This window comes from Psychrobacter sp. 1Y11 (assembly GCF_052259045.1).
Classification (GTDB): domain Bacteria; phylum Pseudomonadota; class Gammaproteobacteria; order Pseudomonadales; family Moraxellaceae; genus Psychrobacter.
The window spans coordinates 1-25,262 of the sequence record NZ_JBQQER010000017.1; the positions used below are offsets into that span (position 1 = coordinate 1).

Consider the following 25,262-nt stretch of genomic DNA (forward strand, 5'->3'; position numbering starts at 1 on the left):
TCAAATACTCAAATACTCAAATACTCAAATACTCAAATACTCAAATACTCAAATACTCAAATACTCAAATACTCAAATACTCAAAATTATTTTGAGGATCTGTAATAACCTTGTCAAATAAAAATTGTCTGTTATCAAAGTTCCTCTAATATATTCTGTTTAAGTAAGAAAAATATTGATTACGTTTCAGGTGACAGTATTTTAGCCGAATCTTTTATAAACGAATCATTATCGTAACGATGACACAAATACTAGCTTGAGCTTGATTATTAAGGCAGACTTTCCTGCGTATAGCAGAGTTTGTTCTAACTATTCAAACCATTTGCTTCATCTTTAAATGTCTCTACAACCACAGAGAAAATATCGTCCCAAACCTCATCATTTGCCAAAAACGGATAATCTTTCAATAGCTTATTACTTTTAGCACCCTTATTCTGCAGCATGCTACGAATGATTCTATCGGCATAGCTGTTGGGCATCTCAATAATCTCTTTTATCGCCAGTCGTGCATGGTCATGTTGTCTTAGGTACTGTGACTCGTTATGCATCTCTTTTTCAATAACATGCGCAATCAGTCCTGATAAGTACTGAACATGAGGCGTCAGGTCCATAAAGCGCCATGCCGGTTGAATAAGGTGACTGTCTTCAAAATTTAAGTTTGAGCGAATACCATCAGGGTAAGTAATCGCTTGTTTATCAAAGCTGTAATGATCACGGATTTGCTCCATAAGTGGCACGGATACACGGTCTAAAATTTTATCATAGGCATGACGGTCTGAGGGATGCTCAGCGATGGCTTGCGATATAGGTAAGATAATCGGCTCATGAATGATCTGGTCGCGTCTGAGTACATCGTTAATTAGGAAGCGATGTACTCGGCCATTGCCATCCGCTAGCGGATGAATATACACAAAAGCAAAGGAAGCAACCGCACTACGTATCAGTGCCGATTGTCCCTCGGTCTTTTCCATAAATGCCTGTAACCCTTTGAGCTTTTCAGCAATGTCATCAGCAGGTGGCGCAATATAGTGCACAATCTCTTTAAAGCCATTGACCTGAGTATGCGACACAAAAACTGGAGATTGACGGACGCCATACTGCTGGATGACCGTTTTGCTACCAAGTATCTCTTGTTGCAACTCTGCTAGCGACTCAGGATCAAGCGGAATATCGCCCTTGCCGGTACGCCGTGCCATCACATCGGCGAAACGTTCAATACGTTTTAACTCTTTCCCTTCACCTTCTATAGTAAAACTGGCTTTACTCTCTCGTAATGTCATCCATACGGAGGCACGCATCAGTAAGTCTTGCCCAAATTCATCGTTCAGCTTGTCAACCATTGTGGCAATATCGAGTGCAGCGGCTTGCGTAAACAACTCTGTTTTCACCAATTGAGGACAGAAATGACGGGTTCCTGCAAGATTGTCATTGATACGCCAACGAGCATTCTTTATGACATGCGCAGGGCTTGAAGTAACCTGCTTCTTAGCATCTAGAGCATCCACATAGTTACCGCCTAAATTACTCGGTACTGCTAACTGCTGACCCATGAGCCACTCATACAAGAAAGCCATTCTACGGGCATAGCTGCCTGTCGGCTCAGCGTTTACCCATGCTTGTACGTCATCAGCACCTACCTGCTCAAATAGACGAACCAGTAACTCTAAATTCAGTACTTCATGACGCATGTGAAACTGTAAGTGCGCAATGATAGTGTCCAGTGGACGCGCGGTTTCCTGATAAGCGTTATGAATGACGTCACCGTCTTTATAGGTTTGTCTGCGCCCACCGATACTACTGCTGACATATAAAGGGGACACCAGCTCGATGCTGGCATAACGGATAAGCCATGCTGCGCCAATAGGGTCTGAAGTAGGGGTATTCATCATGAGTGGCTCAAGCGATTATAGATAAGCTATTTTGCAGAAAAGCGATTATGAATGCAATATAATGATTATAATGAAGCCTCATTGCATTAAATCGATTTTTATATGACGCTGTGATGTCTTTAGATAAAGATCGAAGGGCGTTTTAAGTGGGCATAATTGAACGAAATTGAATGATGAAAATACACCGTTCTTAACACAGCTACGTAGTAATAGAGTACCTATTTCTGCAAATAAAGCCTTCTTGCCTCGCGTGTAAAGCCTTATATATCAGCTGTTTATGAAAAAAAATAAAATAAAATACCTCAGCTATGAGCCTGGCTTTAACACCCGGTAAACAGTAGCTACGCCAACACCAACTGCCTTAGCGATTTCCTCTTTTGTCATATTGCCTTGACTGTCTAATTCTCTAATACGATTGTGTTTCGTTGTATTAGGCTTCTTACCGGAGGGCTTATAGCCACTGTTAGCCAATCCCTGCTTGATACGCTCTCTACGCTTGTCGTTATCAAGCTTTGCCATCGTTGCTAATAAGTCGATCAGCATATGGTTAATCACTGTTAGGATCTCACCTGTCATGCCATTATTAACTGTATGCGTCGTTGGTAGATCAGCCACCACCAATCGCAAGCCTTTGTCTTTGATACGCTGCTTTAGAATTGCAAAATCATCTTGAGATAATCGGCTTAATCTATCCACGCTTTCAACCAGTAGAATATCGCCTTGCTCAGCGTCCTTTAGCAGCTTGGCTAATAATGGTCTATCGAGCTTTGTACCACTGAAATGCTCGACGTACTCAACATGGTTATCATCATAACTTGTACTGAAAGCCACCAAATCAGCCAATGCTCTGGTAGCGTCTTGATCCTTAGTGCTGGCTCTCACATAAATACGAACAGTCATAACCCACCTCTATTATTTAGACTTAATAATTAGTGCTCATTGATAATAACAAGATATTACTATCATTTAATAATATAAAAAAGTCTAATGATAGATAGATTATCATTTAAAGGTTTTATGTTTTGGGTATAGGCTAATGATAGGAAAAAAGCACAGCAGCCAGTCTTATAATTCAAAAGTCTGTTATAGATGGTTCCATGCTAACAGTCTGCTTTAAGTAGTCTGTTAATATGTTTGAAGGGTGAGATAGCTGGTTCCGCTAAGGTATAGACTTTATTAACTAACCCAATCAAAAAGAAGTCAAGGTATAAAAATACATAATGTAGTTTTATACCTTGACTTCTTTTTGAAGTAAATGTACTGTAGTTCTCTACTAATTCGATTTACTGGAGACTACCATGAGCATTAGAGAAGCCTTAGAAAAAGTGATATTTGACCAAACAGATGAAAGTACTGTCACTCCTTTATCTATCAGATTACCCAACCATTTGAACAATCAATTGGAAGAATTGACGCTTACTTTAGACAAATCAAAAAGCTATCTATTATTAGAGTTTGTTAAAGCTGGAATTGAAGAAACGAACAACATATTAGAAGAAAGAGCAAAAAACCCTGAAATTGCGAAGCAAAGAGATACTAGTAACATTCTTAGCACTAAGCCTTTCATGCTCAATACCAACTACAATAATGACAAATCTGCGCACGTTAAAATGCTTGAAAACAACGAAGCTGCTGCCTTCTACTCAGGATGGAAAGAGTATATTTGCAACTTGCAAGAAGGGGATAAGGTATATCTTTATCAAAGTGGCGTTGGGTTTGTCGCGTCTGGCACAGTAACAGGGGATTTGATAAAGAGTGAGTATGGTGGCAAACCAGATGCTAAATATTCCAAGGAACTAAAAGACTTTAAATTTGGCTTCAAAGCAATTTCTGCAAAAGAGTTCAAATCATTAACCGATGGTGGCGCTAATTTCAGAATGACTATGGTTCAATTAAGCTCGAAACAAAGACATGCGCTTGATGATGAAATTAATAAAAGAATGAATGCAATTAATTCAAAATAGCCTTAATAGCGGAGTGCTAGATATGAAAAATAGTGATTGGATTCTTCAAGTAAAAGAAACTCGTAGAACTTTTGGCAGCTCAACTTGGGTTCCATTAAGAGAGTTGTCTAATAAAGAACAAGGTGATGTTAAAAACGTTGGCTATGACAGCGAATTTTTTGGGTGCGGATCTGTTGCATTCCCACCAGAACAAAAGGAAAGAGCTGATGGATTTGACTGGAATCAAGTTGGCATTAGCCATACCACTAGACCATATGCTTATGAAAACGGCTATTATTCTCCAATCGAACAATATGAATATAATGACAAAGAACCCATAGGTGTGAATCTTGTCTTTGAATACAATCAGCCTGTAACTGGAATAAGAGAGTGGATACTAAGTCCTGATTTAGTCATTGCTCTTGGTTTAATAAAAGATGGAAATAACTGGGTTAGACCTGCAGAAAATTTCATTGTTGTTGCTCGTGAAACTATTAACGAGAATGGTGATCATACTTTAATTGAAATTAAGCAAGAGTTTCTTATTGATTATTTAGCAGCAAGAAATCTATCTCTTCGCCTTTCGTACTACCGCCAAAGAGTAGCTAATGTTATAAGTTTAAAAGACAGCGTATATGCCGATCTGACAGATAAAGAAGAGTCTAGAGATGGTGGAAGATTTGAGCTTTTGATTCGAGACTTAGAAGACGTTTTCGGTGGAAGCTGGGCTGCATTTAGAGTCTGGCGAACTGATATTGATGAAGACGAAGATGCTCCAGTGATGGGGCAAGAAAGTGATGAAAATACTGACTCAGAAAGCTCGCAAGGTAGCCATCAAGGTGTTTATAAAGGAGTTCGAGTAGAAGGAGAGTTTTGGCGAGACGAATGGATTGAGCATCAAAATATAAGCGTACGGGTTCGGGGAGATAAAGATCAGACACTTCCTCAGTTCATTGTTAAAACTGATGGAACGCGAATGACGTCTCATTCTTTGAATAATGAAAATATTGGCAGATGGCTCTGGTTCCGTTCTAACGTAGTTAGCGAACTTCTTAGTTACCAAGGGTTTTCACTGCAATGGTATACGGCAGAAACAGGCGGTATTCACTCTACGTCTGGGTGTAGAATTCACTTTGGAATTAATTCATCTGATTTAATAACTGTTTATGCTTATGATGTTGCCCGTCTTGCGCCATGGGAACAGCATATTTGGGCTGCTCATAACATTGCTCCAGAGGGGAAGGTGTCATCTGAGTTATTAATGTCGCAGGTTGAAGCTAAACCTGCTTCTACGCATGCTGTTGAAGAACTTTTATTTATAAGTATGAAGCTGTTAGAGGATGGTTTTAGAAATGAGTTTAATACTGATTTGTTCTCGCATGAAATAGATGAACCTGAGTTTAAAAAACAAATTTCACGCTTCTCAAGCAAAGACCAAACCTCATTACTAAGATTAGCAAAGGAATTAATTCGTATATTCTCTGATCGTCTCAATGTTAGCAATCTACGCCAACTCTCAACACATAAGAATAAGAAGACACTCGGGTCAAATAAACTATTAGAAGATATTTTGGCACAAAAAGTAGGAGTCGATAGAGCTCGCCAAATCTTTGGTGTAATCGCTGGTGCTTATGATATGCGTCTAGGCGATGCACATCCTACTAGTTCTAAAATTGGAGATGCTCTAAAATTAGCGAAAATTGACGAAGACGAGTCTTTCCTTAAGCAAGGCGAACAATTAATTTGTAATTTTGGAGAATCCATTTGGTGGATAGGAAAATTACTTTTTAGTCAGTCAGAGGTTAAATAAGTACCAGACTGTTCCTATAAGGATAATTATGGCAAATACTAGCAGCTCGATGTCTACTATATAGCGCACCGATCACAGATAGAATATATAGGGCAAGTACACAACGAAGTACACTCAGACTATTTTAGCGAGTTGAAACGTTGCTACCATTAGCCCACAACCAAAGCTTCGAATCCTCACTAGGGTGCCATCCTTATGGCTATAAGAATAACTATGCTAAATACTCAACGCAACTGAACTTAATTCGCTCTATTTATCTTATTGACGCTTAGCTATTTACTTACATGGCATTTCCGATTATTATACATCAAATTGATGATAATATATCGGAAATGCCATGTTCTCTTTACAACCATCGTTTGATGCTATTTCAGACAAATTTATTGATGAAAATTCTGAGGTCGTTAGCGCTCTTGCTGCCATTCACCCCAGTCTTACAACTCAACTAGTTTACGAGGTGATTCTGGCCGCTAATGAAAAAACTCAACATGTTGGAAGCTCTTTTCCAGCTAATGCTCCGTTAGCAATGTGGCAATTTCACATTACAGGTTTTCTTAGAGAAAAACTATGTGCTCTTGGTTGGACTAAAGTTGATGGTAAAGGTGGGGTTGCATATGTAATATCGCCGTGTAAGGAGCATGCAATTCGTGTTTTTGCAGGTAACAAGTATGTAGGTTTACGAGATGGAAACGTAAGCAATAGATCAATTAAGGGAAATACCCTTAAAGATGATATTTATCCGCTATTAAACTCTGATAAAGGAACGACCATTTGGACTTTACTTCATTACCGATTTGGTGAGTTAATGAGATTAGAGCTTTCGCAGCCAAAATCATTTGCAAAAGGTAAGATCAATGACTGGGGTACGCGGATCAAAATCCCTGATGTTAAGTTCAACATTCCTACAACACCGCGTATGAAAGAAAAAGTTGAGGTAGGAGTAGTTCCTGTCAAGCGTAAGAAAAAAGCTTAATCAATTCAAGGCTAATATATGTTTAATCCAAATCGATTACAGTTTGCAATCGATAGGCGAGCTGTGAGCAAAGCTGAATTAGCAGAAAAGCTAAATATTACTCCTAGAACATTAACAAATTATCTAAAAGGAAATACTGAGCCTAATTTAGTTGATATTTCAAGGGTGCTAAGCTTCCCTATCGATTTTTTTAAAGGTAGTGACTTACCAATCATTGATGAACATAGTGTTAGTTTTAGATCTCGTTCTAGAATGACTAAGAAAGTCAAAGCCGAAGCTTTAACTTATGGCATTACTGGCTTTATGCTTAATGATTGGTTTGAAGAGGAGTTTGAACTTGTTCAATCAGAACTTCCTGATTTATCTCATCTATCTCCTGAAGAAGCGGCTAATTCGCTCCGTTACGACTGGGGCCTGGGTGATAAACCTATTGGGAACTTAATTGCTCTATTAGAGTCAAAAGGTATACGTATTTTTTCTATTTTTGTAAAATCGGAATATATTGATGCTTTTAGCGTTTGGTATGATGACACACCTTTTATCTTTCTTAATAACCAAAAAACTATGGAGAGAAGTCGTTTTGATGCATGTCACGAACTAGGTCATTTAGTTAGAGACATATACAGTATGAAAATGTCTGAAAGTTTTAGTAAATCACTTGATGAAGACTTGGATTCAAAAGTAGTCGAAAGATGTGCAGATGAGTTTGCATCTGCGTTCTTGATGCCCGAAGTTGCATTAATGGAATATAGACATGTAAATCCTACCATCAACAATCTTATTGAGCTGAAAAAAGTGTTCGGCGTATCTTTAGTAGCACTGGCATATAGAATGCATAAGCTAGGGTTCATAAGTGAGTGGGTTTATACAAGAGTGCTCTGCCCAGAAATAGCAAAATATAATTATCGTAAGTCAGAGCCTTATCCAATGGATAGAGAGACTTCCCAAGTACTCAATACAATAACTAGTGAGTTAACTTCAGAAGGAATGAGCCTAGACGATATTGCTAAAAAAATTAATCTTAGAAAAGCTGATATAACTCCATTGCTATTTCAACTTGCTGAAAGCACAAAGCCTTTTCATTTATTTCAAGTTTTAAAATAATGTGTAAAAACATGAGTAAAGTTTAGCTACTAGTTTGATCAGCTAAACTTTGCTCGTTCTTTTAATCAAGTATTTATACAGCTTCTTTAGCATTCATTAAATCAATAAACGCCGCCTCAAGCACACCAATCGCCTCATCATCAACGATTAACCCCTCATCTATCTGGCGCTGTACCCATACATGAAGCGCCTCATCATTATAGAAAATCGGATTCACGCCCAATATTTTGGCCAGCTGTGAACCTTGCTGTATTTGTAAGTTTTCAATAAGTTGCTTGGTTAAAACCTTCACATTGTGATCAAACCAAGATGACGTTGTTGGTTGCTGCGCTGACGTATACATAATAACCTCCTGTAGGTTAATTAGATTTTTTAATTAATTAAATGTCCTGCTACAGGTAAAATTATACACGCATTTTGACTCATTGCAAGATAAAATAACCTACTGTAGATTATTTTGTATTTTTAGAAGTTATATTTCTGGATTGTCAACAAGCTCATATAGGTCGCCTACCTCAATTTCAAAATAGCGGCATAGCTTTTCAATCACTTCTAAATCTACTCGAGTGGCTTCTTCATGATACATACGCGTGATTGTGCCTCTGTTGATAGAAGTTTCTCTTGCAACATCTGCAATTTTAAGGCGCTTTTCACCCATTATTGTTGATAAATGACACTTAATCATGATCGTCTCCTATTTCAAATATAGTGCTACTAGCATACAAATTATTCGCTAGACACGCATAGTGCTATTAAGCAGTGCATTTTACTACGTGTCATATCGGTTTAATAGCAAGACCTGTCCAATACTAATAAGCTCAATACTTTCAGTTGTGCTTACTAGCCCTTTGCGATAATATACTTATATGAGTACTTACTCATTTGAGTGTATGAATATATAATCATCATAAGGCCTTTACCATGAAAGTAATCGCAGTACTGAACCAAAAAGGCGGCAGCGGCAAGACCACGATAGCCACGCATTTGGCACGTGGGCTACAACTTCAGGGTCATAGTGTGCTACTCGTTGATAGTGATCAGCAAGGCAGTGCTCGCGATTGGAGAGCTGTTAATGAAGACAATCCTGTTCCTGTTATCGGCCTTGATAGGCCAACGCTTGATAAGGATTTAAAAAATGTTTCTGATAAAGAGTTCGTCGTAATTGATGGCTCACCGCAAGCGACCAATTTGGCACTATCTGCCATAAAAGCCGCTGACTTTGTGTTGATACCCGTACAGCCAAGCCCCTATGATGTATGGGCGACCAGTGATTTGGTTGATTTGGTGCAGCAGCGCATCGAGATGACCGATGGTAAGCTCAAAGCCGCCTTTGTGGTCTCTCGCGCGATCCAAAACACTAACATCGGCAAAGAAGTTGCCGCAGTGCTACAAGATTATAATCTGCCCGTTCTTGATGCCAGAATCGTGCAGCGGGTCAGCTATCCAAATAGCGCTTCAGTTGGCAAAACGGTATTTGAGACAGAATCTGCTAAGAGCAGTGCCGTGACTGAGATCACGCAACTGGTCAACGAGGTTAAAACGTTTTTTGATAAGGAAGTAGAGTTATGAAAGCTGGCCGCCCAAGTAAAGATAAAAAAGACGCGCTTGAGTTGTCTGACGTCACTGATAAGCCTAAAAAGAGCACACGAGTCAATTTCAATCTTGATGAAGATACCTACTTTGAGCTTAAACAATACGTCCTTGATAATCGCACAACCGTCACTAAGCTACTCACTGAGATGATTGAGTCACGGCTGAATGAGCGTTAATGTCCATCCATAGCGTTGATTTTTAATAATTTATTGTAGGTATATATATACACCTATACACCTATACACCTATACACCTATACACCTAACGATGTTAATTTAGGATAATCATGAGTCAATCACAACAGCTTCAACAGCTAAAAAAGCAGCTTTGGAATATTGCCAACGACCTACGCGGTAAGATGGGTGCAGATGAGTTTCGGGACTACATATTAGGGTTTATTTTTTATAAATACTTATCTGATAAATTCATCCGCTTTGCCAATAATATCTTGGCTGAAGAAGGCGAAGGCTTCGATAACTTTGCAAATTTTGACACCAGTAATCCTGAGCATCTTGAATATATCGAGGAAGTCAAAGAAAACGCCATTGATGAGATTGGCTACGCGCTTGCACCCAATCAGCTGTTTCATCAACTGGCCAAACGCGGCAAACAAGACCAGGCATTCATTCTTGATGATTTGGCTGATACGCTAAAGGCCATCGAGCAGGGCACATTAGGCACAGACTCAGAAGAAGATTTTGCTAACCTATTTGAAGACATAGATCTTACCTCAACCAAGCTTGGCAACAGCCCTGATGACCGCAATGAGCTGATCGTCAAAGTACTAAGCCACCTAGATGCCATTGATTTTGATCTGAGTAACACCGAAAGCGATGTGTTAGGTGATGCTTATGAGTATCTGATCGGTGAGTTTGCCAGTGGCGCAGGCAAAAAAGCGGGAGAGTTTTACACGCCGCAGATGGTATCCACGTTACTTGCCAAAATCGTAACCAGCGGCAAGGACACCATAAGCTCAGTCTATGACCCTACGTGTGGCTCGGGTTCTTTGCTGCTGCGCGTCAAGCGTGAGGCGAATGACGTAGATAGAATCTACGGTCAAGAGATGAACCGCACCACCTATAACCTAGCACGCATGAACATGATTTTGCATGACGTGAACTTTACCAAGTTTGATATCAAGCAAGAAGACACGCTCAAGCGTCCGCAGCACGTCGGAATGCGCTTTGATGCCATTGTGGCCAATCCGCCTTTCTCTGCGAAGTGGTCAGCTGATCCCTTGTTGCTTCAAGATGAGCGCTTCTCAGACTATGGCAAACTTGCGCCCAAGACCAAAGCCGACATGGCCTTTGTCCAGCACATGCTACATCACTTAGATGATAATGGCACAATGGCAGTGGTATTGCCGCATGGCGTCCTGTTTCGCGGTTCCAGCGAGGGCGATATTCGTGAATACATCATCAAAAACCTCAATGCCTTAGACGCAGTGATTGGACTGCCTGCCAATATCTTCTATGGCACCAGTATTCCGACCTCTGTTTTAGTCTTCAAAAAGAACCGTAAGCATGATAAAGACGTCTTCTTTATCGATGCCAGTGACTGCTTTGATAAACAAAAAAATCAAAATATGCTACTACCTGAGCATATCGATACCATCATCAAGACCTATCAAGCCCGTGAAAACGTCGATAAATTTGCCCATGTCGCCTCTTTAAAGGATATTCATGATAATGACTATAATCTCAACATTCCGCGCTATGTAGACACGTTTGAGGCTGAGCCTGAAGTGGATCTCGCAGCCGTTGCCAAAGCGCTGCAAGATTTAGAAAAAAAGAGCCAAGAAACGGACGCTGTCATTAATGGCTTTTGTGAAGAGCTGGGCATTGATTCGCCCTTTAAGGTAGGGTCATGAGCACCGTAGACAGTCAAATCCAGCTATATCAAGTAGACAACCAAGTCAGCCTTGAAGTGAATGTTGAGCAAGACACGGTATGGCTAAGCCAAGCCCAAATGAGTGATCTGTTTGGCCGTGATGTTTCAGTGATTTCACGCCATATCAATAACGCGATTGGTGATGAAGAGGTGGATCCAAAAAGCAATTTGCAAAAAGTGCAAATTGCTTTTTCTGACAAACCCGTAACCTTATATGATTTGGACGTCATTATCAGCGTGGGTTATCGCATCAAATCCAAGCAAGGCGTGATGTTTCGCAAATGGGCGACGCGCATCTTAAAAGAGCATCTCATCCAAGGCTTTAGCATCAATCAACAGCGTTTGCAGCAAAACACCGCTGAGCTTGAGCAAGCCATCGCCTTAATCAAAAAAACGGCTCAATCTGAGCAGCATAGCAAAGACAGCGCGCTGGGGTTGGTCGAGATCATCAGCCGCTACACCCAAACTTTTTTATGGTTGCAGCGCTACGATGAGGGTTTGTTGCATGAGCCTGTGGGGCAACCAGGCGGCGAGGTTTTAGACGCACCAAGTGCCATGCAGGCACTGAATCAGCTCAAATCAAACCTGATGGATAAAAAAGAGGCCACAGACCTATTTGCTAAGCCTCGCGGTGATGGATTGGCTGCCATATTGGGTAATATTCAACAAACGGCGTTTGGTGAGGAAGTTTACCCCAGTATCGAATCCAAGGCGGCGCATCTGTTATATTTTGTCGTCAAAAACCATCCTTTTGCTGATGGTAACAAGCGCAGTGCAGCATTTTTGTTCGTTGATTTTTTATATCGTAACAACCGCTTATTCAATGATGAGGGTACTGCCATCATCAATGATACGGGGCTTGCAGCGCTCACACTGCTGATCGCTGAATCAGACCCCACTCAAAAAGAAGTGCTCATCCGTCTGGTGATGAATCTACTGGTGATACAAGATAAGGATGTAATGTGATGGCAACGCCAAAATTGCGGTTTAAAGAGTTTGATGGGTATTTAGAAAAAAACAACCTGATTAATTTAACTCTATGGGCTTCTGGTGGTACTCCCTCAAAAAAAAACAAAGATTACTGGATGGGTGATATACCACTTATTAGTGGCGCGTCTATGCATACAAGGAAAATATGCGAATCAGAATTTAATATTACTGATTTAGGACTCAAAAAAGGGTCAAAGTTAGCCCCAAAAAACTCAATACTTATTCTAGTTCGTGGGAGCATGCTGTTTAAAAAAATACCGATGGGGATGGCTTTAAAAGACGTAGCCTTCAATCAAGATGTTAAATCTATTATTACTAAAGAAGATTTGAACGAATATTATTTTTTTCAATGGTTGCTATCTCAAGAAAACATTATCCAAAATAAAGTTACATCAACAGGTATTGGGGCAGGTAAGCTAGATACTTCTGAACTACAGAATTTAGAAATCTATTATCCTGCTAAAGAAGAACAAACCAAAATCGCCACATTTCTATCCGCTGTCGATACTAAGATCGACGAGCTGACCCAAAAGCATGAACTGCTTACCGAGTACAAAAAAGGCATGATGCAGCAGCTTTTTAGCCAAAAACTGCGCTTTAAAGCCGACGATGGTAGTGATTTTGAGGATTGGGAAGAAAGTTTGATTGGCAACGTTTTCACGAACAAATCAGAAAGCTTTAATCCTAAAGTAGAAAATAATCTACCTTGCATTGAACTTGAACACTTATCGCAAGGTACAGGGACAATACTAGGCACTACTGACAGTAAAAATCAAAAAAGCACGAAAAACGTATTTGAAAGATCTAATGTTTTGTATGGAAAATTACGTCCATATTTAAATAAATTTGCCCAGCCTGACTTTAAGGGTGTCTGCTCTACTGAGATTTGGGTTCTTACAGGTATAGAGATATCTAATAATTACCTATATCAATATATACAAAGCGAAGGTTTTTCAGAGCTTACGAGTATTCAGTCTGGTTCAAAGATGCCACGCGCTGATTGGAAAACCGTAGCAAGCGCTGTTATGTCATATCCTTGCTGCGAAGAACAAACTAAAATTGCCAACTTCCTAACCGCTATTGACCAAAAAATTGATAACGTTGCCGAGCAAATCGACCACGCCAAAACGTGGAAAAAAGGCTTATTACAGCAGATGTTTGTATAAGGTATAACATGACTGAGCAAAGTGAGTACCAACTCGAAGACAGCCTAATGACGCAAATGCAGGATTTGGGTTATGAGCGCGTTACCATTACCACCGAGGCGGCACTCCTTGCCAACCTAAAGACGCAAATCGTCCGCGCCAATCAGCTGGATCAGCCATTATCTGATGATGAGTGGAAGCAAGTTATCAGTCATCTTGGCAGTGGCAGCGCCTTTGAGCGTGCCAAAAAGCTGCGCGATAAGTTCAACGTCAAATTCGATGATGGCAGCTCACGCCATATTCAGTTTTTTTGGCCAAACGCTGATGACAACATTTGGCAGCTGAGCAATCAGATTATGGTTGACCACAGCAGCCAAAACGGGCGCACCAGTCGCTTTGACGTCACCATCTTGGTTAACGGCTTGCCCCTAGTGCAAATCGAGCTTAAGCGCCGTGGCGGCATCGAGATTGCCGAGGCATTCCATCAGACCATGCGTTACTCAAAAGCCGCCTACAAGGCAGGACATGGCTTATTTGAGTTCGTTCAGCTGTTCGTCATCAGTAATGGCGCAAACACGCGCTACTATGCCAAAGGCACTCAGCACTTTAATTTTACCTTTCCCTGGGCGGACAGCGACAACAAACCGATCAATGAAATCGTTGATTTTGCTGAGGTGTTTTTAACCCCTACGCATTTAACCGAGATGATCGCTCAGTTTGTCGTGCTCTATGAGTACTCCAAGACCATGATGGTGCTCAGACCCTATCAAGTCCATGCCACCAAGCGCTTAATTGAGCGCGCCACCGCCTCAGACAAAAACGGTTATATTTGGCATACCACAGGATCAGGCAAAACGCTGACCTCATTTAAAGCCAGTCAAATCATCATGGGGCTACCCGATGTCGAAAAGGTGGTGTTTGTTGTCGATAGAAATGATTTGGACACCCAAACCGCCAATGAGTTCAACGCCTTTAAAGACGGCAGCGTAGACAGTACCACCAACACCAAAAACTTAGTCAAGCAGCTCGGCGAGACCCACGACAAGCTGATCGTCACCACCATTCAAAAGCTCAACCGCGCTATCAAATCAGAGCGCCATCAAGAAAAAATCCGCTACTTACAAGACAAAAAAGTCGTCTTTATCTTTGATGAATGTCACCGCAGCCAATTTGGTGAAACGCACCGAAACATCAAACGCTTTTTTCAACAATCGCAGATGTTCGGTTTTACAGGCACACCCATATTGATTGACAACGCTCACAACAAAGCTGGGCTTAAGCTCACTACCGCCTACCTATTTGATGAGTGCTTGCACCGCTACACCATCGTGGATGCCATTCGTGACAGAAACGTGCTGCCCTTTCAGATTGACTATGTGGGTAAATTCACCAAAAACGACAGTGCTGCCGATGAAAAAGTCACCGCCATTGACACTCAAGAGGTCTATAACGACCCTAAACGCATTGATGATATCGCTCGCTATATCATCGAAAAGCATGACACCAAGACCAAACGCCGCGAGTTTAACGCCATATTTTGCGTCAGCTCCGTTGATATACTCACGCAGTACTACGACGCTTTTGAGCGTATTCAAGCGCAAAAGCAAGCCGATGACCCTACATTCAAGCCACTCACCATTGCTACGATATTTTCTTATGCGGCCAACGAAGCGACCGATGCCAGTTTCGAAGACAATGGGCTCATTGCAGAGTCCAGCTTTGAAACCCCTGCCCAAATTGATGAGAGCAGCCGCGACAAGTTAGATCGCTACATTGGCCAATACAATCATACATTCGCTACAAACTTTGATTCAGGCAAGAACTACTATCCTTACTATCGTGATATCGCCACCAAAGTAAAACAGCGCAAGATCGATATTCTGATCGTCGTGAACATGTTTCTGACAGGATTCGACGCCAAAACCTTAAATACGCTATACGTGGATAAGAACCTAAAGTACCATGGTCTGGTACAAGCCTTCTCACGCACCAACCGTATCTATAACGATAAAAAGCCCTTTGGTAATATCGTCTGCTTTCGTAACCTAAAGCAAAACACCGACGACGCTCTAGCCCTGTTTGCCAACAAGCAAGCGAAAGATATCGCCGTCATTCCTGAAATGCATGAGCTACGAAAGCACTACGATCAAGCCGCTAAGACCCTTTTAGACATCTGCGCTGATTATAAGGCCGTTGATACACTAGAGACTGAAGATGAGCAGTTAGCATTTATCAAAGCCTTTCGTGAAGTGATGCGCTATAACGAGCAGTTAGGTACCTTCGTAGACTACGACCAGGCTGATACAGATCTGAATAAAGAAGACTTCGCCAATTTTGCCAGTAAATATATAGACCTATACCGCAACATTCGCACCCAGAACAAGAATAGCCAGGATAAAACCTCAATACTCGATGACATCAACTTTCAGATTGAAATGCTACATAGCGATCGTATCAATGTCGGCTACATACTAGAGCTACTCAAGCAAGCCAATAAGCAGCAAGACGATGGCAACGAAGAGAAGGCAGCCCAGTACCAAGCCCAGGTGAACGATTTAATCATGAATGAGCCGACCTTCCGCGACAAGCAAGAGCTTATCCAAAAGTTCATCAAGGAGCAGATGCCTAAAATGCCAGATGGTCAGACAGTAGAGGAGGCTTTTGCACACTTTTGGGACGTAGAGAAGGAGGCTGCGTACCAAGAGCTATGTAAAGATAACAATCTGAAAGCCGATGTCATGCAAGAGATCCTCAGAAAGTATAAGACTAGCAAGCGGCTACCTGACCGTAACGAAGTGAAAGCGCTACCTAACTATAAAGTTAAGCTATTTGAGCGCAAACCCCTTCACGAGCGACTCATGAGCAAGACTCGTGACTTTATCCAGAAGTTTTATGCTGATATGTAAAAGACTATCCATGATCCTGTGCAACTGCACTTTAACCTAAACCCATCACCAGGGCATCATGGTCAATACACGTTGGCCATTTATGTAATAGCTCATCAGCATCAAAACCTTCTCAGGGGGCAGAGTCAGCTCTTTAGTTGTTCCATTGAGATGAGTTATGCAAGTGATATCATCTGTATAAACCTTAGTCTCTTTATCATAAAACCCAAAAATTCCACCAATCAGCCGAACATCACTCAAAAGCTTTGCATGTTTTTTATCCACTGCCTTACTTATGGCAAGGGTTCCTAATGGCTTATCAGCTATTAGCATCAGAGTAACGAACTGCATCACACGATCATATAATTTTGGATTTTCCATCATCTCATTGTAAAAAGCGTATGCTTGATCGCTTGTGCAGAAGTTTTCAAACAAAGTAAATGCACGAGCTACCATTTCCGCAACGCTATGATCATCTTCTGCAAATTTAATGGCTATCGTATTTCTTGCAAGTGGCAGCATCACAGATAAAGCGCCTTCACTATCTGCCACTACACCATCGACCATATACGGCTCTATATTTGCATCAAAGCTTGATAGCGCAGCTTTGTGGCTTTCAATAAACATAACCTATTACCCATGATAGTTTGGATTACTTCCACCAGTAGCATGACTATTGTCATCTAGTAGCGAATCCTGTTCTCTATAATTAGCCAGAGAGTCAGATTGCGTTTGGTTATTGCTATCAGTATTTCTGCCTTCAACGCCTGTATTTTGATCAGTAGCTTCTTTATTATTTTCTTTTACGTTGGCTAAAAATGGATCCTCTTCCTCACCCAATCCTATATCACCACCTAAACTCTCGATCATACTTTTGAATAAAAACTTATCTGATTTCCTTGTTAAAAAATCTGGAAAGTGAATGGCGAAGTAATCTCGAATCATTTGCTCAGTTTCACCTTCAGTTGCCAATACTTGACCCAAAAATGCCCCCATTAGAATCTTCTGCTTGTTTAATCGTTTATCCAGCTTCACCTGCTGAACCTTAGCTTGGCGTTTTAACTCTTCTAACCGTTGACGCTCTTTTAGCTCATTAGAGTCTTGACTATCAAAAATAGACATAGGTGCTTTATTATTAGATACTGACATCAGATTTACCCTTATCGATTAAATTTTACTCAGCATAGCAAGCACCTCACTATCATTCAATCGCTTGTGGTAAGCTTTAACACAACCGCATCAGACACCTCAGATATATTATTTTAGTATTTGATGGTGGCGTCTCCCTGACTAAGGGCGAAGTAACGACTCAAAATTTAATCTATCCACTTCGTTACTATCTTAATTTTGAATCCTTCTTCGTTGGGGAAACCCCAAACCCCGCACACCACAAAAAGCGGTGGTGTGAAAAAAGCAACAATAGCAGGTGGCTCTTTATGACGATGGTACATATTGCGACAAAGGCGATTTCTCGAAAATCAGGGCAGTCAGCTGTGGCGTCGGCGGCCTATCGTGCTGGGGATGTGCTTGATGATGCCAAATATGGCAAGACGCATGACTATAGTAAAAAGTCTGGGGTTATGAGTAGCGATATTGTTTTACCATTTTCGCTAAAGGCGCTGGGTGTGAGTGTGGATCGAGAGACGCTTTGGAATACCGCTGAAGCGGCAGAGACACGTTCGGACAGTCGGGTGGCGCGTGAGTGGCTGATTAATTTGCCGTATGAGTTAGACGAATATGATCGGCATCAGCTGGCCATCAACTTTGCCCAAAAGCTTTGCGACGATATGGATGTGATTGCTGATGTGTGTATCCATCGTCCGGTGATGAAATTGCCTTTTGATCCTAATGTACCGCCAAGCTCTAAGTATTTGCGTGAGGGTGAGGAGAACCCTGATCCCCGTAATTTTCACGCGCATATTTTAGTCACTACTCGAGCGCCTACCATTGGACCGAATAAAACCTTGGCGTTTGATCCAAAGCTTAAGACCCCGTTTGAGTGGTCCAACAAAAAACGTAAGGCGCATGATCTGCCGTCATCGATGCAAGAGATTAAGCGTGTTCGGGAGATGTGGGTAGATACCGCCAATAAAGTGTTGGCGCAGCATCATCTGCCATTGATGGATGCGCGCAGTTATAAGGATCAGGGGCTTGATCAGCAGCCCACCATTAAAATGGGCGTTGAGGCGACGGCAATGGAGCGCCGAGGCATCACGACCGAAAAAGGAGACACCAACCGCGCCATCAAAGCACGTAATAAATTGGTGGCTGACAACCATATCAAACAGGAAGCAGACAATGAGCGACGAATTAGCGCACTTAGAAAAGGACTTGCTTGGGCAACTGAGAAAAATGCAAGACTACCTGGCAGCATTGGAGGCACAAAACAGCGAGCTGATTTTGCAAAACACCTCTCTGGAAGCTCAGAACCTCACATTACGTACTGCACAGAACAAAATAATAGAACGGCAATTCGAGTTGACGACACAAAACGATGCGTTGAAGAGGCAAAATCAGGCATTGCTTGGGCAGCTAAACGATGCGAAAACCTACCAAAGCGATGTGATGACACAAAACAAAGAATTAATGGCACAGCACAAGCAAATAACAAGCTCACACAAAGAATTGACGACACAAAACAAGCAATTGAGGGAATCACTGAAGCTATCGGAAAGTCAAATATTGAAATTAACAAAGCAACTGAGCGAAGTGCAAGACCAGCCCCCAACCCCTTCGATGACGCAGCACGACGAGCAAGAGCTGCTCGACTTGATCGACAGCAAAGACAAGTTGATCGAGACACTCGAGCAAACCGTCACAAAGATGAGAGAATCTTTGAGTATGCTGAACGTATGAAGCTGCACTTAGCCATGCGTTTAATTCAACGCCATCACAATTCAATGGCAATCAGCTGGGCACAAGGAGAAACGATAGAGGATGCCCCTGATAAATTTGATAAGCGTCAAGTTGCGATACTTAGCGAGTTTGCAAAGCGCCTTGGTATTGAAGATAAAGATAAAGCGCTAGGGTTTAGAGATCACTTACAGCAAGTGGGCAAACGTTTTGATTACACGCTAGTTGAAAATAACAAATCCATTATCAAGCTTTTGCGTGATCCTAAAGCTGAACGAGAGCGGTATCTGGCGCTTATTAAGCATTTTGAGGACTTTAGGGACGATATTGATCAAAAGCGTGCGACATTTAAAACTAGTATCATCAATAAGCTAGGCGGTAGCGCAGGAGACGTTGGTAGACTGACTCGAGACGTTGTCTCCTCATTCAACTATACAGAATGGTTAACTGATTATATTGATAATGATAATCACCCAGCTGAGGCGAGGAAATGTGCTAAAGAACATCTTGCAGATACCTTAGATAAAACGTGTCAGCAGTTTAAATTTGCGTTTCGTGATATGAGCTCATTACCAACTACCCAGCGTAAAGCTTACTCAGAGACTCTTAAAGCCGCTTTAGAGACGTTTACCGAGCAATACGACGGAAAGCTTTCTGAAAGCCAACACAGAGCACTACAGGACGGTTTAGAGTCCTATCAGCATCAAGTGAGTAGAACTAATGCACCCAGTCGAGGATTTAGCCCTTAATCTAATCCTTAAAAAAACATTACACAGGGTTAAATTGCTTAGGCAAGCTGCGTGGTTTAAGTGATGATTTTTCACTTATCCACAAAAAAATTTATCACCCGTTTCTTTGAGGGTTTTTATTTGATCCTGTTTACTCCTGTTTATTCCTGTTTGAGAGCTATTTTTCCCTGTTAAAATCAATACCTTACAAGAAATAAAAAGAGTAAATGAGCAGAAAACAGAGTAAATGAGCAGAAAACAGAGTAAATGAGCAGAAAACAGAGTAAATGAGCAGAAAACAGAGATAAATAAAAAACACTCTTTTTATAACTCTATTTTATGATAAGATCTTGTTAAATGTAACTATGGGCGCAGAGTTGAAATGGAAAATAACTTAGTTGTTCAGTCAAATGATTTAATCCTAGCAACGTACACAATGCAAAAGACGGATAAAGAGCTCATGCTTGCTTGTATCAGTCAAATTGACAGTAGGCCTGATGCACCAAATGTCACGCAAGACACAGAATATAAAGTAACAGTTGATGATATTAAATCATTGTTTTTTGGTAAGAAGTCTAAGAACGAACAGAATGTTTATCGTGACATAGAGAACGCAAGCAAACGTTTATATGACGTCGATATTGTTATGAGCTTGCCCGAGAATAAAACGCTTCAAACAAGGCTTGTTAGTAGTATTGTTTATGATCCGGATAACGGAGAAGTCGTATTATCATTCGCAAATAAAATACTGCCATATTTGACGCAACTTAAAGCTAATTTCACTAAATACAAGCTATTAGAAATAGGTGAGTTATCGAGTATTCATTCAATAAAAATGTATGAATTGGTGGTAATGTGGGTTAATCAATACCAGTACAGCAAAGAGTTTACGATAGAAGAGTTTAAACACGTAATGTGTGTTAAAGATAAGTATAAGCAATTTAGTGAGTTGCGAAGATATGTTATTGAAACAGCTATCAACGATATAAATGAAAATACGAATTATAAAGTCAGTGTAGAGTATCAAAAAAAAGCAAGAGGGAAGGGCTATAAAGGCTTAAAGCTCAAATTTCACAAAAAGTTATTAGATAAAATTGCTGGTAAAGACGGTAAATTGTCAGAAGATAAGATCAAATCAATTGTTGATAATGTGCAGTTTATGAACGACTATAACGATCACCCAGGTTTAAGCTATGACGGTAAAATGAGTACTGATAGTTTTAAGCGTGAAATGATTAACATCATACAGCGGGAGCCTGAAAGCTTTAACAAGCCAAACAAAGCGCTTGAGAGCTACTTACCAAAAGTCAGTCAAGGTAAGTAATTACTATGTTTACTACCAATTATGATATATGGCTTACTTAAGAGTCAAAGGCCAATGCTTTTGCAGTGTTTGAAATCTATGGCCTGAGGTTATACGCATTATCTCTGCCAGGCGTGCCACAAAGATTGAAAGGAGACAATATGAACAAGGTTAGTTATCACATAGATAAGTTGCCGCCATTAACGGCTAAGCAGCAAGCGGACTTAGAGTACTTAGCAACGCTTAGCGATGACGACATTGATCTATCGGACATTCCAGAAATCACCGACTGGTCAGGCGCGATCCGTGGCAGTATCAAACCACAAACGCTTACTACAGAAGCCAGTGTTATCAGCCCAAGCATTCTTGCTAAGTTTAAGGACAGAGCCAAGCAGACAGGCGGTAACTATCAGGACATGATCAATGATGCCCTAGAAGAATACCTAACTGATCATTAAGTCTTAGCCAACAAGTTATAACCTCAAGACGACTTGGGGTTTTTTTACACCTTGCATTGTAGTATGTTGTATATTGTATTATACTATATACAACATACTACAATGCACTATCAAGGAATACAAAATCATGGCACTCACCACACAAGATATTCATGCAGCAGCTGACCGATTACAGGAGCAAGGGATAAAGCCGACACTGGCAGAGGTGCGTAAGGCGCTAGGCGGTGGCTCATTCACTACCATTAGTGATGCGATGCAGAGTTGGAAGCGAGAACAGCAGGAAGAGCAAGAGCTGCAACAAGTGGATTTACCTAGCGGTATCACTGAACGCTTGCACACGCTTGGCGCTGATATGTGGCAGACAGCTATTGATATGGCGAACGATAGGCTGTCTAAGGAGCGTGAAGCTCTAGAGGTGGTTAAGGTTAAGGCACAAGCAGAGACGGACGAAGCGCAAGAAGCAGTTAAAACCTTAGAGGGTGAACAAGCAGATCTACTACAGCAGCTGGACGAAGTGGCCACTACTGCGGAGACAGCAACTAAAGCGGCTCAGCAAGCCACAGCTGACCATGATGCTACCAAACAGACGCTATCAGATACTAAGCATCAATTAGAGCTTGAACGAACTAAAGCAGAAACAGCACAATCACAGCTTGTAGAGACACGTAGCGCATTAGATAAGCAATCTGTAGAGCTTACTAGTAGTCTTGGTGAGGTAGCCACGCTTAAAGCTACAGCTGATAGCGATAAAGCAGAGATTGCACGTTTAAAGGCGGAGCTTAAAGCCACTAAGTCAGAGCTAAAGACGGTCACAGCTGAACGCAATGAGATACAAACTGCTACCGCAGAGATCAAAGGAGAGCTAAAGGCGGTAACCTTTGAACGTGATAAGCTATCAGGACTTTATGAGCAGCTGACTCAAATACAGGCTAAACTTGAAGCTGAACATAGTATATTGAATAAGCAATATGGCGAGCTATCGAGCCGTCACCTATCAGAACAAGAACAAGTGACTGTGTTACAAAATAAACTCAAGAAAGCTCAAGATAATCTAATACTTATTCAAAACAAAGATAACGCCTTGGATGTTGATTAAATAAAAGTATTCAAGGTTCCAAGATAAAGAATAGTTATGAGCTAGGAAGAGACTTTACCTAAAGCGTAGATCTCGTTCTATTCACACTAAGCTTATGAATCAACTATGACAATATCGACTCACTGAATAAATGACTGTTGTATAAGAACTATTCTAAATTTTTCTCTGAAGTCTAATAGTATATAGCCTAGTGGGCTATATACTATTTAAATTAGCCTAAGTAAGTTCCGATGCTGATTTTGGAGCCTTGAGCAGATTTCAAGGAACACTCACCCTAAAGCATCTATGAGTATTTTCTAGCATACTCACAAACACTTTAGTGCATTCCTTGGATTTGATGTGATTAGTCATGCCGACTTCATCGCCCATCGCGTCATCAAGACCGTATCACTGTATCAAGCTACGGTTGTTAAGATTACGGCTGATAGCACCGCCTAGACACGCTCTTAACCGCTACTGTGCTGTCATACGCTAGCAAGGGCAATACACCCAATATACCGCTACGATATGCACAAATAACCACTCATTGCGTTGCTCAATATGTCTAGAACCCCCTGTCGAGAGCTTTACCCTTCTGTCAAACGCAGTCGTCGCCTTAGCCTGCCACCCATTTGACGGGTAACGGTTATAAAGAGAGCAGCACGAGGATGTAACGAGCGAACAAGCGGTTTTTAAAATGTATAGTGAATAAAGTTGATATGAAAGCAAATTTTGGATAAAATGCACCTACACGGGCATTTAATGCTGTTCAAATAACGCAGTTCAGGTGCTTATTTGTTCGTTACAGTGTGCGTCAACACGCTGTAACCGTTAGCTATATTTAAAACTAAATGCCTCTGGGAGTCAACTCCCAGAGGCATTTTTTTGTTTGTCATGTAGATTGGGTTTTTATTATCTACTTTTTCATTAGATTGCTTAGGCTTTTTTTGTCGTCATTTAGCGTAGGTATTTCAACCATTTTGAAGTTAGCACTTAGTACATCCTCACAAGACGTTAAGTTTCTGACAATACTGGGATAGTTTACTATGAAGACCGGCTTAGTCGTCAGATGCAAGGTTTTACACGCGCTGTTAAGAAGCGGTAAATCATCTTTCTGAGAGAATACGATAATGAAAAGACAAACCTACACTCCTGAGATTAAAGAACGCGCCGTTCGTATGCTGATTGAAGCATTAAACGATTACACCTTTATGTGGTCATGTCATAAAAAGCACACTAATGAAACTATACTAACCAACATTCAAGACTAAGCTACACATACTAAAGAGCTTGAACATGAGAACAAGAAGCTTACGTAAGCCAGTTAGATTACAGTAAAATCCGCTTTTTTCGCCCAAGGAGAGATAGGACACACAATCAAGTTGTGGCTCAGTTTATTGATAAAAATAAGTGGGTCTACGGTATTAGAGCAATATTGACTGTGCAATATAGAAAATATGCAATAAACTTATTTTCTACCTTTAATAAAATGCAGCAACCTAAACAAGGGTAAATTATGAGTAATTCAGATAACCACAGTCATCAAGCTCCAGACCCTAAAAATATGAATAAAGCTTTTTATATTGGGATTGGTCTAAATTCTGCATTTACGCTCATCGAGTTTATAGTGGGCTATTCAACTAATTCATTAGCTTTAATCGCAGACGCTAGCCACAACTTAAGTGATGTTGCCAGTTTAATAATCTCGTTAATTGGAATGAAATTAGCACAGAAAGCATCTACTACGCTTTATACCTATGGCTACAAAAAAGCTTCTATAATGGCGTCTCTTATTAACGCCATATTGTTAGTTACAATCGTTATAGGTATTGCGTATGAGGCCTTGGGTCGATTTGATACGATACCGGAAGTTGCAGGAAAAGTTATTATTATTACAGCTCTAATAGGTGTATTTATAAATACTGTTTCTGCTTTTGCATTCTACAAAGGTCAAAAAGACGATATTAATATCAAAGGTGCTTTCTTGCATCTAATGGTAGATGCATTGGTCTCTGTAGGTGTCGTTATCTCGGGCATTATTATTTACTATACAAGTTGGAATATCGTTGATCCTCTAGTTAGCTTGATTATTTCAGTCGTTATACTGTTATCGACTTGGGGTCTACTAAAAGAGAGTATCAAGCTTGCTATCGACGGAGTACCTCAAAATGTTGATCTCAGTAAAATCACTGCTATCTTAGAGAGCTATAATTTTATTCAAAACTTTCATCATTTACATATCTGGGCTTTGAGTACCACTGAGAATGCTCTTACAGTTCATATTGTACCGAAGACCGATATAACGTTTGAAGAGACTATTACTATGAAAGAAAACATCAAGGAAGATTTGGCGCATCAGAATATACAACATGCAACTATTGAATTTGGTACTAAGGCAGATGACAATCAAAAATCGCGTGCATTAAATGAAAGTATCAACTAAAAGATGATAGACCGTATATAGCTATCTCTTTTTAAGTATGAGGCGCGTGCCTTATGTCAACATAATTTTTTCAATCAGTTCTTATGTGATCAATAGTTTAAAACTTTTATATTTACGTGCGTTAGGACGTTACCTAGAAAAAATAAAAAACTTACGCTGATTAAATTATTATGATTAAGT

22 protein-coding genes are annotated in these 25,262 nt (G+C 40.7%); 16 read left to right on the forward strand and 6 right to left on the reverse strand.

Going from position 1 to position 25,262, the window contains the following annotated elements:
* Positions 1 to 305 precede the first annotated feature (305 nt).
* Positions 306 to 1,889: a Fic family protein gene (locus tag ACTXGJ_RS11915; protein WP_082787299.1), complete on the reverse strand. Its 1,584-nt coding sequence runs from the start codon at positions 1,887 to 1,889 to the stop codon at positions 306 to 308.
* 306 nt (positions 1,890 to 2,195) lie between these two features.
* Positions 2,196 to 2,789 carry a recombinase family protein gene (locus ACTXGJ_RS11920; RefSeq protein WP_011959997.1) on the reverse strand — a complete coding sequence of 198 codons (594 nt, stop codon included), beginning with the start codon at positions 2,787 to 2,789 and terminating at the stop codon, positions 2,196 to 2,198.
* A gap of 398 nt (positions 2,790 to 3,187) precedes the next feature.
* On the opposite strand from ACTXGJ_RS11920, the gene ACTXGJ_RS11925 reads away from it, so the two are divergent.
* From ACTXGJ_RS11925 to ACTXGJ_RS11940, 4 genes are all read left to right on the forward strand, one after another.
* Positions 3,188 to 3,853, forward strand: a complete 666-nt coding sequence (locus ACTXGJ_RS11925) for a ribbon-helix-helix domain-containing protein (protein ID WP_025643765.1) — start codon at positions 3,188 to 3,190, stop codon at positions 3,851 to 3,853.
* Positions 3,854 to 3,875: 22 nt separating this feature from the next.
* The gene (locus ACTXGJ_RS11930; RefSeq protein ID WP_037058559.1) at positions 3,876 to 5,642 is read left to right on the forward strand and encodes a hypothetical protein; all 1,767 of its coding nucleotides are present in this window, start codon (positions 3,876 to 3,878) and stop codon (positions 5,640 to 5,642) included.
* 337 nt (positions 5,643 to 5,979) lie between these two features.
* A complete protein-coding gene (locus ACTXGJ_RS11935; RefSeq protein WP_025643763.1) occupies positions 5,980 to 6,615 on the forward strand; it encodes a hypothetical protein in 636 nt (211 codons plus the stop codon).
* A gap of 18 nt (positions 6,616 to 6,633) precedes the next feature.
* Positions 6,634 to 7,719: an ImmA/IrrE family metallo-endopeptidase gene (locus ACTXGJ_RS11940; protein WP_025643762.1), complete on the forward strand. Its 1,086-nt coding sequence runs from the start codon at positions 6,634 to 6,636 to the stop codon at positions 7,717 to 7,719.
* 73 nt (positions 7,720 to 7,792) lie between these two features.
* Here ACTXGJ_RS11940 and ACTXGJ_RS11945 read toward each other — a convergent pair whose 3' ends face one another.
* Entirely contained in the window at positions 7,793 to 8,062 is a 270-nt protein-coding gene (locus tag ACTXGJ_RS11945) for a hypothetical protein (protein ID WP_025643761.1), read from the reverse strand.
* A 129-nt stretch (positions 8,063 to 8,191) separates the two neighbouring features.
* Positions 8,192 to 8,404 (reverse strand): helix-turn-helix domain-containing protein, encoded by a 213-nt coding sequence (locus ACTXGJ_RS11950; protein WP_025643759.1) that lies wholly within the window; start codon positions 8,402 to 8,404, stop codon positions 8,192 to 8,194.
* A gap of 236 nt (positions 8,405 to 8,640) precedes the next feature.
* Between ACTXGJ_RS11950 and parA the strand changes: the two genes are divergently transcribed.
* The 6 genes from parA (at position 8,641) to ACTXGJ_RS11980 (ending at position 16,243) form a co-directional block, all read left to right on the forward strand.
* Positions 8,641 to 9,288, forward strand: coding sequence for a ParA family partition ATPase (gene parA, locus ACTXGJ_RS11955; RefSeq protein ID WP_025643757.1), 648 nt, complete (start codon positions 8,641 to 8,643; stop codon positions 9,286 to 9,288).
* On the forward strand, positions 9,285 to 9,488 hold the full coding sequence (locus tag ACTXGJ_RS11960) for a hypothetical protein (protein ID WP_025643755.1): 204 nt from the start codon (positions 9,285 to 9,287) through the stop codon (positions 9,486 to 9,488). The genes parA and ACTXGJ_RS11960 overlap by 4 nt, the downstream gene beginning before the upstream one ends.
* 110 nt (positions 9,489 to 9,598) lie before the next feature.
* A complete protein-coding gene (locus ACTXGJ_RS11965; protein WP_075103739.1) occupies positions 9,599 to 11,182 on the forward strand; it encodes a type I restriction-modification system subunit M in 1,584 nt (527 codons plus the stop codon).
* Positions 11,179 to 12,168, forward strand: a complete 990-nt coding sequence (gene rhuM, locus ACTXGJ_RS11970) for a Fic family protein (RefSeq protein ID WP_025643751.1) — start codon at positions 11,179 to 11,181, stop codon at positions 12,166 to 12,168. Before ACTXGJ_RS11965 ends, rhuM begins: the two co-directional genes overlap by 4 nt.
* Positions 12,168 to 13,358 (forward strand): restriction endonuclease subunit S, encoded by a 1,191-nt coding sequence (locus tag ACTXGJ_RS11975; protein ID WP_075103738.1) that lies wholly within the window; start codon positions 12,168 to 12,170, stop codon positions 13,356 to 13,358. Before rhuM ends, ACTXGJ_RS11975 begins: the two co-directional genes overlap by 1 nt.
* Positions 13,359 to 13,366: 8 nt before the next feature.
* On the forward strand, positions 13,367 to 16,243 hold the full coding sequence (locus ACTXGJ_RS11980) for a type I restriction endonuclease subunit R (protein WP_025643893.1): 2,877 nt from the start codon (positions 13,367 to 13,369) through the stop codon (positions 16,241 to 16,243).
* 45 nt (positions 16,244 to 16,288) lie between these two features.
* On the opposite strand, the gene ACTXGJ_RS11985 is transcribed toward ACTXGJ_RS11980, so the two are convergent.
* Complete coding sequence (locus tag ACTXGJ_RS11985; protein WP_025643896.1) at positions 16,289 to 16,849, reverse strand: hypothetical protein; 561 nt, start codon at positions 16,847 to 16,849, stop codon at positions 16,289 to 16,291.
* Between the two features lie 6 nt (positions 16,850 to 16,855).
* On the reverse strand, positions 16,856 to 17,371 hold the full coding sequence (locus tag ACTXGJ_RS11990; RefSeq protein WP_025643898.1) for a hypothetical protein: 516 nt from the start codon (positions 17,369 to 17,371) through the stop codon (positions 16,856 to 16,858).
* Positions 17,372 to 17,658: 287 nt separating this feature from the next.
* Between ACTXGJ_RS11990 and ACTXGJ_RS11995 the strand changes: the two genes are divergently transcribed.
* The 6 genes from ACTXGJ_RS11995 to ACTXGJ_RS12020 all read left to right on the forward strand — a co-directional run bounded on the left by ACTXGJ_RS11995 (position 17,659) and on the right by ACTXGJ_RS12020 (position 25,082).
* Entirely contained in the window at positions 17,659 to 19,824 is a 2,166-nt protein-coding gene (locus ACTXGJ_RS11995; protein WP_058025555.1) for a MobA/MobL family protein, read from the forward strand.
* Positions 19,825 to 20,185: 361 nt separating this feature from the next.
* Positions 20,186 to 21,127 carry a replication initiation protein gene (locus ACTXGJ_RS12000; protein ID WP_058025554.1) on the forward strand — a complete coding sequence of 314 codons (942 nt, stop codon included), beginning with the start codon at positions 20,186 to 20,188 and terminating at the stop codon, positions 21,125 to 21,127.
* A gap of 140 nt (positions 21,128 to 21,267) precedes the next feature.
* Positions 21,268 to 21,564 (forward strand): hypothetical protein, encoded by a 297-nt coding sequence (locus tag ACTXGJ_RS12005; protein WP_025643904.1) that lies wholly within the window; start codon positions 21,268 to 21,270, stop codon positions 21,562 to 21,564.
* A 127-nt stretch (positions 21,565 to 21,691) separates the two neighbouring features.
* On the forward strand, positions 21,692 to 22,660 hold the full coding sequence (locus ACTXGJ_RS12010) for a DNA-binding protein (protein WP_058025952.1): 969 nt from the start codon (positions 21,692 to 21,694) through the stop codon (positions 22,658 to 22,660).
* Positions 22,661 to 23,769: 1,109 nt separating this feature from the next.
* The gene (locus ACTXGJ_RS12015; RefSeq protein ID WP_156410079.1) at positions 23,770 to 23,910 is read left to right on the forward strand and encodes a hypothetical protein; all 141 of its coding nucleotides are present in this window, start codon (positions 23,770 to 23,772) and stop codon (positions 23,908 to 23,910) included.
* A 245-nt stretch (positions 23,911 to 24,155) separates the two neighbouring features.
* Positions 24,156 to 25,082: a cation diffusion facilitator family transporter gene (locus tag ACTXGJ_RS12020; RefSeq protein ID WP_058025953.1), complete on the forward strand. Its 927-nt coding sequence runs from the start codon at positions 24,156 to 24,158 to the stop codon at positions 25,080 to 25,082.
* Positions 25,083 to 25,262: the final 180 nt, after the last annotated feature.

What these genes read in the sequence shown, in the direction of transcription:
- ACTXGJ_RS11980 (WP_025643893.1), top strand. Translation starts at nt 13,367, where the DNA reads ATGACTGAGCAAAGTGAGTACCAACTCGAAGACAGCCTAATGACGCAA.
- ACTXGJ_RS11950 (WP_025643759.1), bottom strand. Translation starts at nt 8,404, where the DNA reads ATGATTAAGTGTCATTTATCAACAATAATGGGTGAAAAGCGCCTTAAA.
- ACTXGJ_RS11930 (WP_037058559.1), top strand. Translation starts at nt 3,876, where the DNA reads ATGAAAAATAGTGATTGGATTCTTCAAGTAAAAGAAACTCGTAGAACT.
- ACTXGJ_RS11925 (WP_025643765.1), top strand. Translation starts at nt 3,188, where the DNA reads ATGAGCATTAGAGAAGCCTTAGAAAAAGTGATATTTGACCAAACAGAT.
- ACTXGJ_RS11965 (WP_075103739.1), top strand. Translation starts at nt 9,599, where the DNA reads ATGAGTCAATCACAACAGCTTCAACAGCTAAAAAAGCAGCTTTGGAAT.
- parA (WP_025643757.1), top strand. Translation starts at nt 8,641, where the DNA reads ATGAAAGTAATCGCAGTACTGAACCAAAAAGGCGGCAGCGGCAAGACC.
- ACTXGJ_RS12000 (WP_058025554.1), top strand. Translation starts at nt 20,186, where the DNA reads ATGGAAAATAACTTAGTTGTTCAGTCAAATGATTTAATCCTAGCAACG.
- ACTXGJ_RS12015 (WP_156410079.1), top strand. Translation starts at nt 23,770, where the DNA reads ATGAAAAGACAAACCTACACTCCTGAGATTAAAGAACGCGCCGTTCGT.
- ACTXGJ_RS11935 (WP_025643763.1), top strand. Translation starts at nt 5,980, where the DNA reads ATGTTCTCTTTACAACCATCGTTTGATGCTATTTCAGACAAATTTATT.
- ACTXGJ_RS11985 (WP_025643896.1), bottom strand. Translation starts at nt 16,849, where the DNA reads ATGTTTATTGAAAGCCACAAAGCTGCGCTATCAAGCTTTGATGCAAAT.
- ACTXGJ_RS12010 (WP_058025952.1), top strand. Translation starts at nt 21,692, where the DNA reads ATGGCACTCACCACACAAGATATTCATGCAGCAGCTGACCGATTACAG.
- ACTXGJ_RS11945 (WP_025643761.1), bottom strand. Translation starts at nt 8,062, where the DNA reads ATGTATACGTCAGCGCAGCAACCAACAACGTCATCTTGGTTTGATCAC.
- rhuM (WP_025643751.1), top strand. Translation starts at nt 11,179, where the DNA reads ATGAGCACCGTAGACAGTCAAATCCAGCTATATCAAGTAGACAACCAA.
- ACTXGJ_RS11940 (WP_025643762.1), top strand. Translation starts at nt 6,634, where the DNA reads ATGTTTAATCCAAATCGATTACAGTTTGCAATCGATAGGCGAGCTGTG.
- ACTXGJ_RS12005 (WP_025643904.1), top strand. Translation starts at nt 21,268, where the DNA reads ATGAACAAGGTTAGTTATCACATAGATAAGTTGCCGCCATTAACGGCT.
- ACTXGJ_RS11915 (WP_082787299.1), bottom strand. Translation starts at nt 1,889, where the DNA reads ATGATGAATACCCCTACTTCAGACCCTATTGGCGCAGCATGGCTTATC.
- ACTXGJ_RS11990 (WP_025643898.1), bottom strand. Translation starts at nt 17,371, where the DNA reads ATGTCAGTATCTAATAATAAAGCACCTATGTCTATTTTTGATAGTCAA.
- ACTXGJ_RS11920 (WP_011959997.1), bottom strand. Translation starts at nt 2,789, where the DNA reads ATGACTGTTCGTATTTATGTGAGAGCCAGCACTAAGGATCAAGACGCT.
- ACTXGJ_RS11975 (WP_075103738.1), top strand. Translation starts at nt 12,168, where the DNA reads ATGGCAACGCCAAAATTGCGGTTTAAAGAGTTTGATGGGTATTTAGAA.
- ACTXGJ_RS12020 (WP_058025953.1), top strand. Translation starts at nt 24,156, where the DNA reads ATGAGTAATTCAGATAACCACAGTCATCAAGCTCCAGACCCTAAAAAT.
- ACTXGJ_RS11960 (WP_025643755.1), top strand. Translation starts at nt 9,285, where the DNA reads ATGAAAGCTGGCCGCCCAAGTAAAGATAAAAAAGACGCGCTTGAGTTG.
- ACTXGJ_RS11995 (WP_058025555.1), top strand. Translation starts at nt 17,659, where the DNA reads ATGACGATGGTACATATTGCGACAAAGGCGATTTCTCGAAAATCAGGG.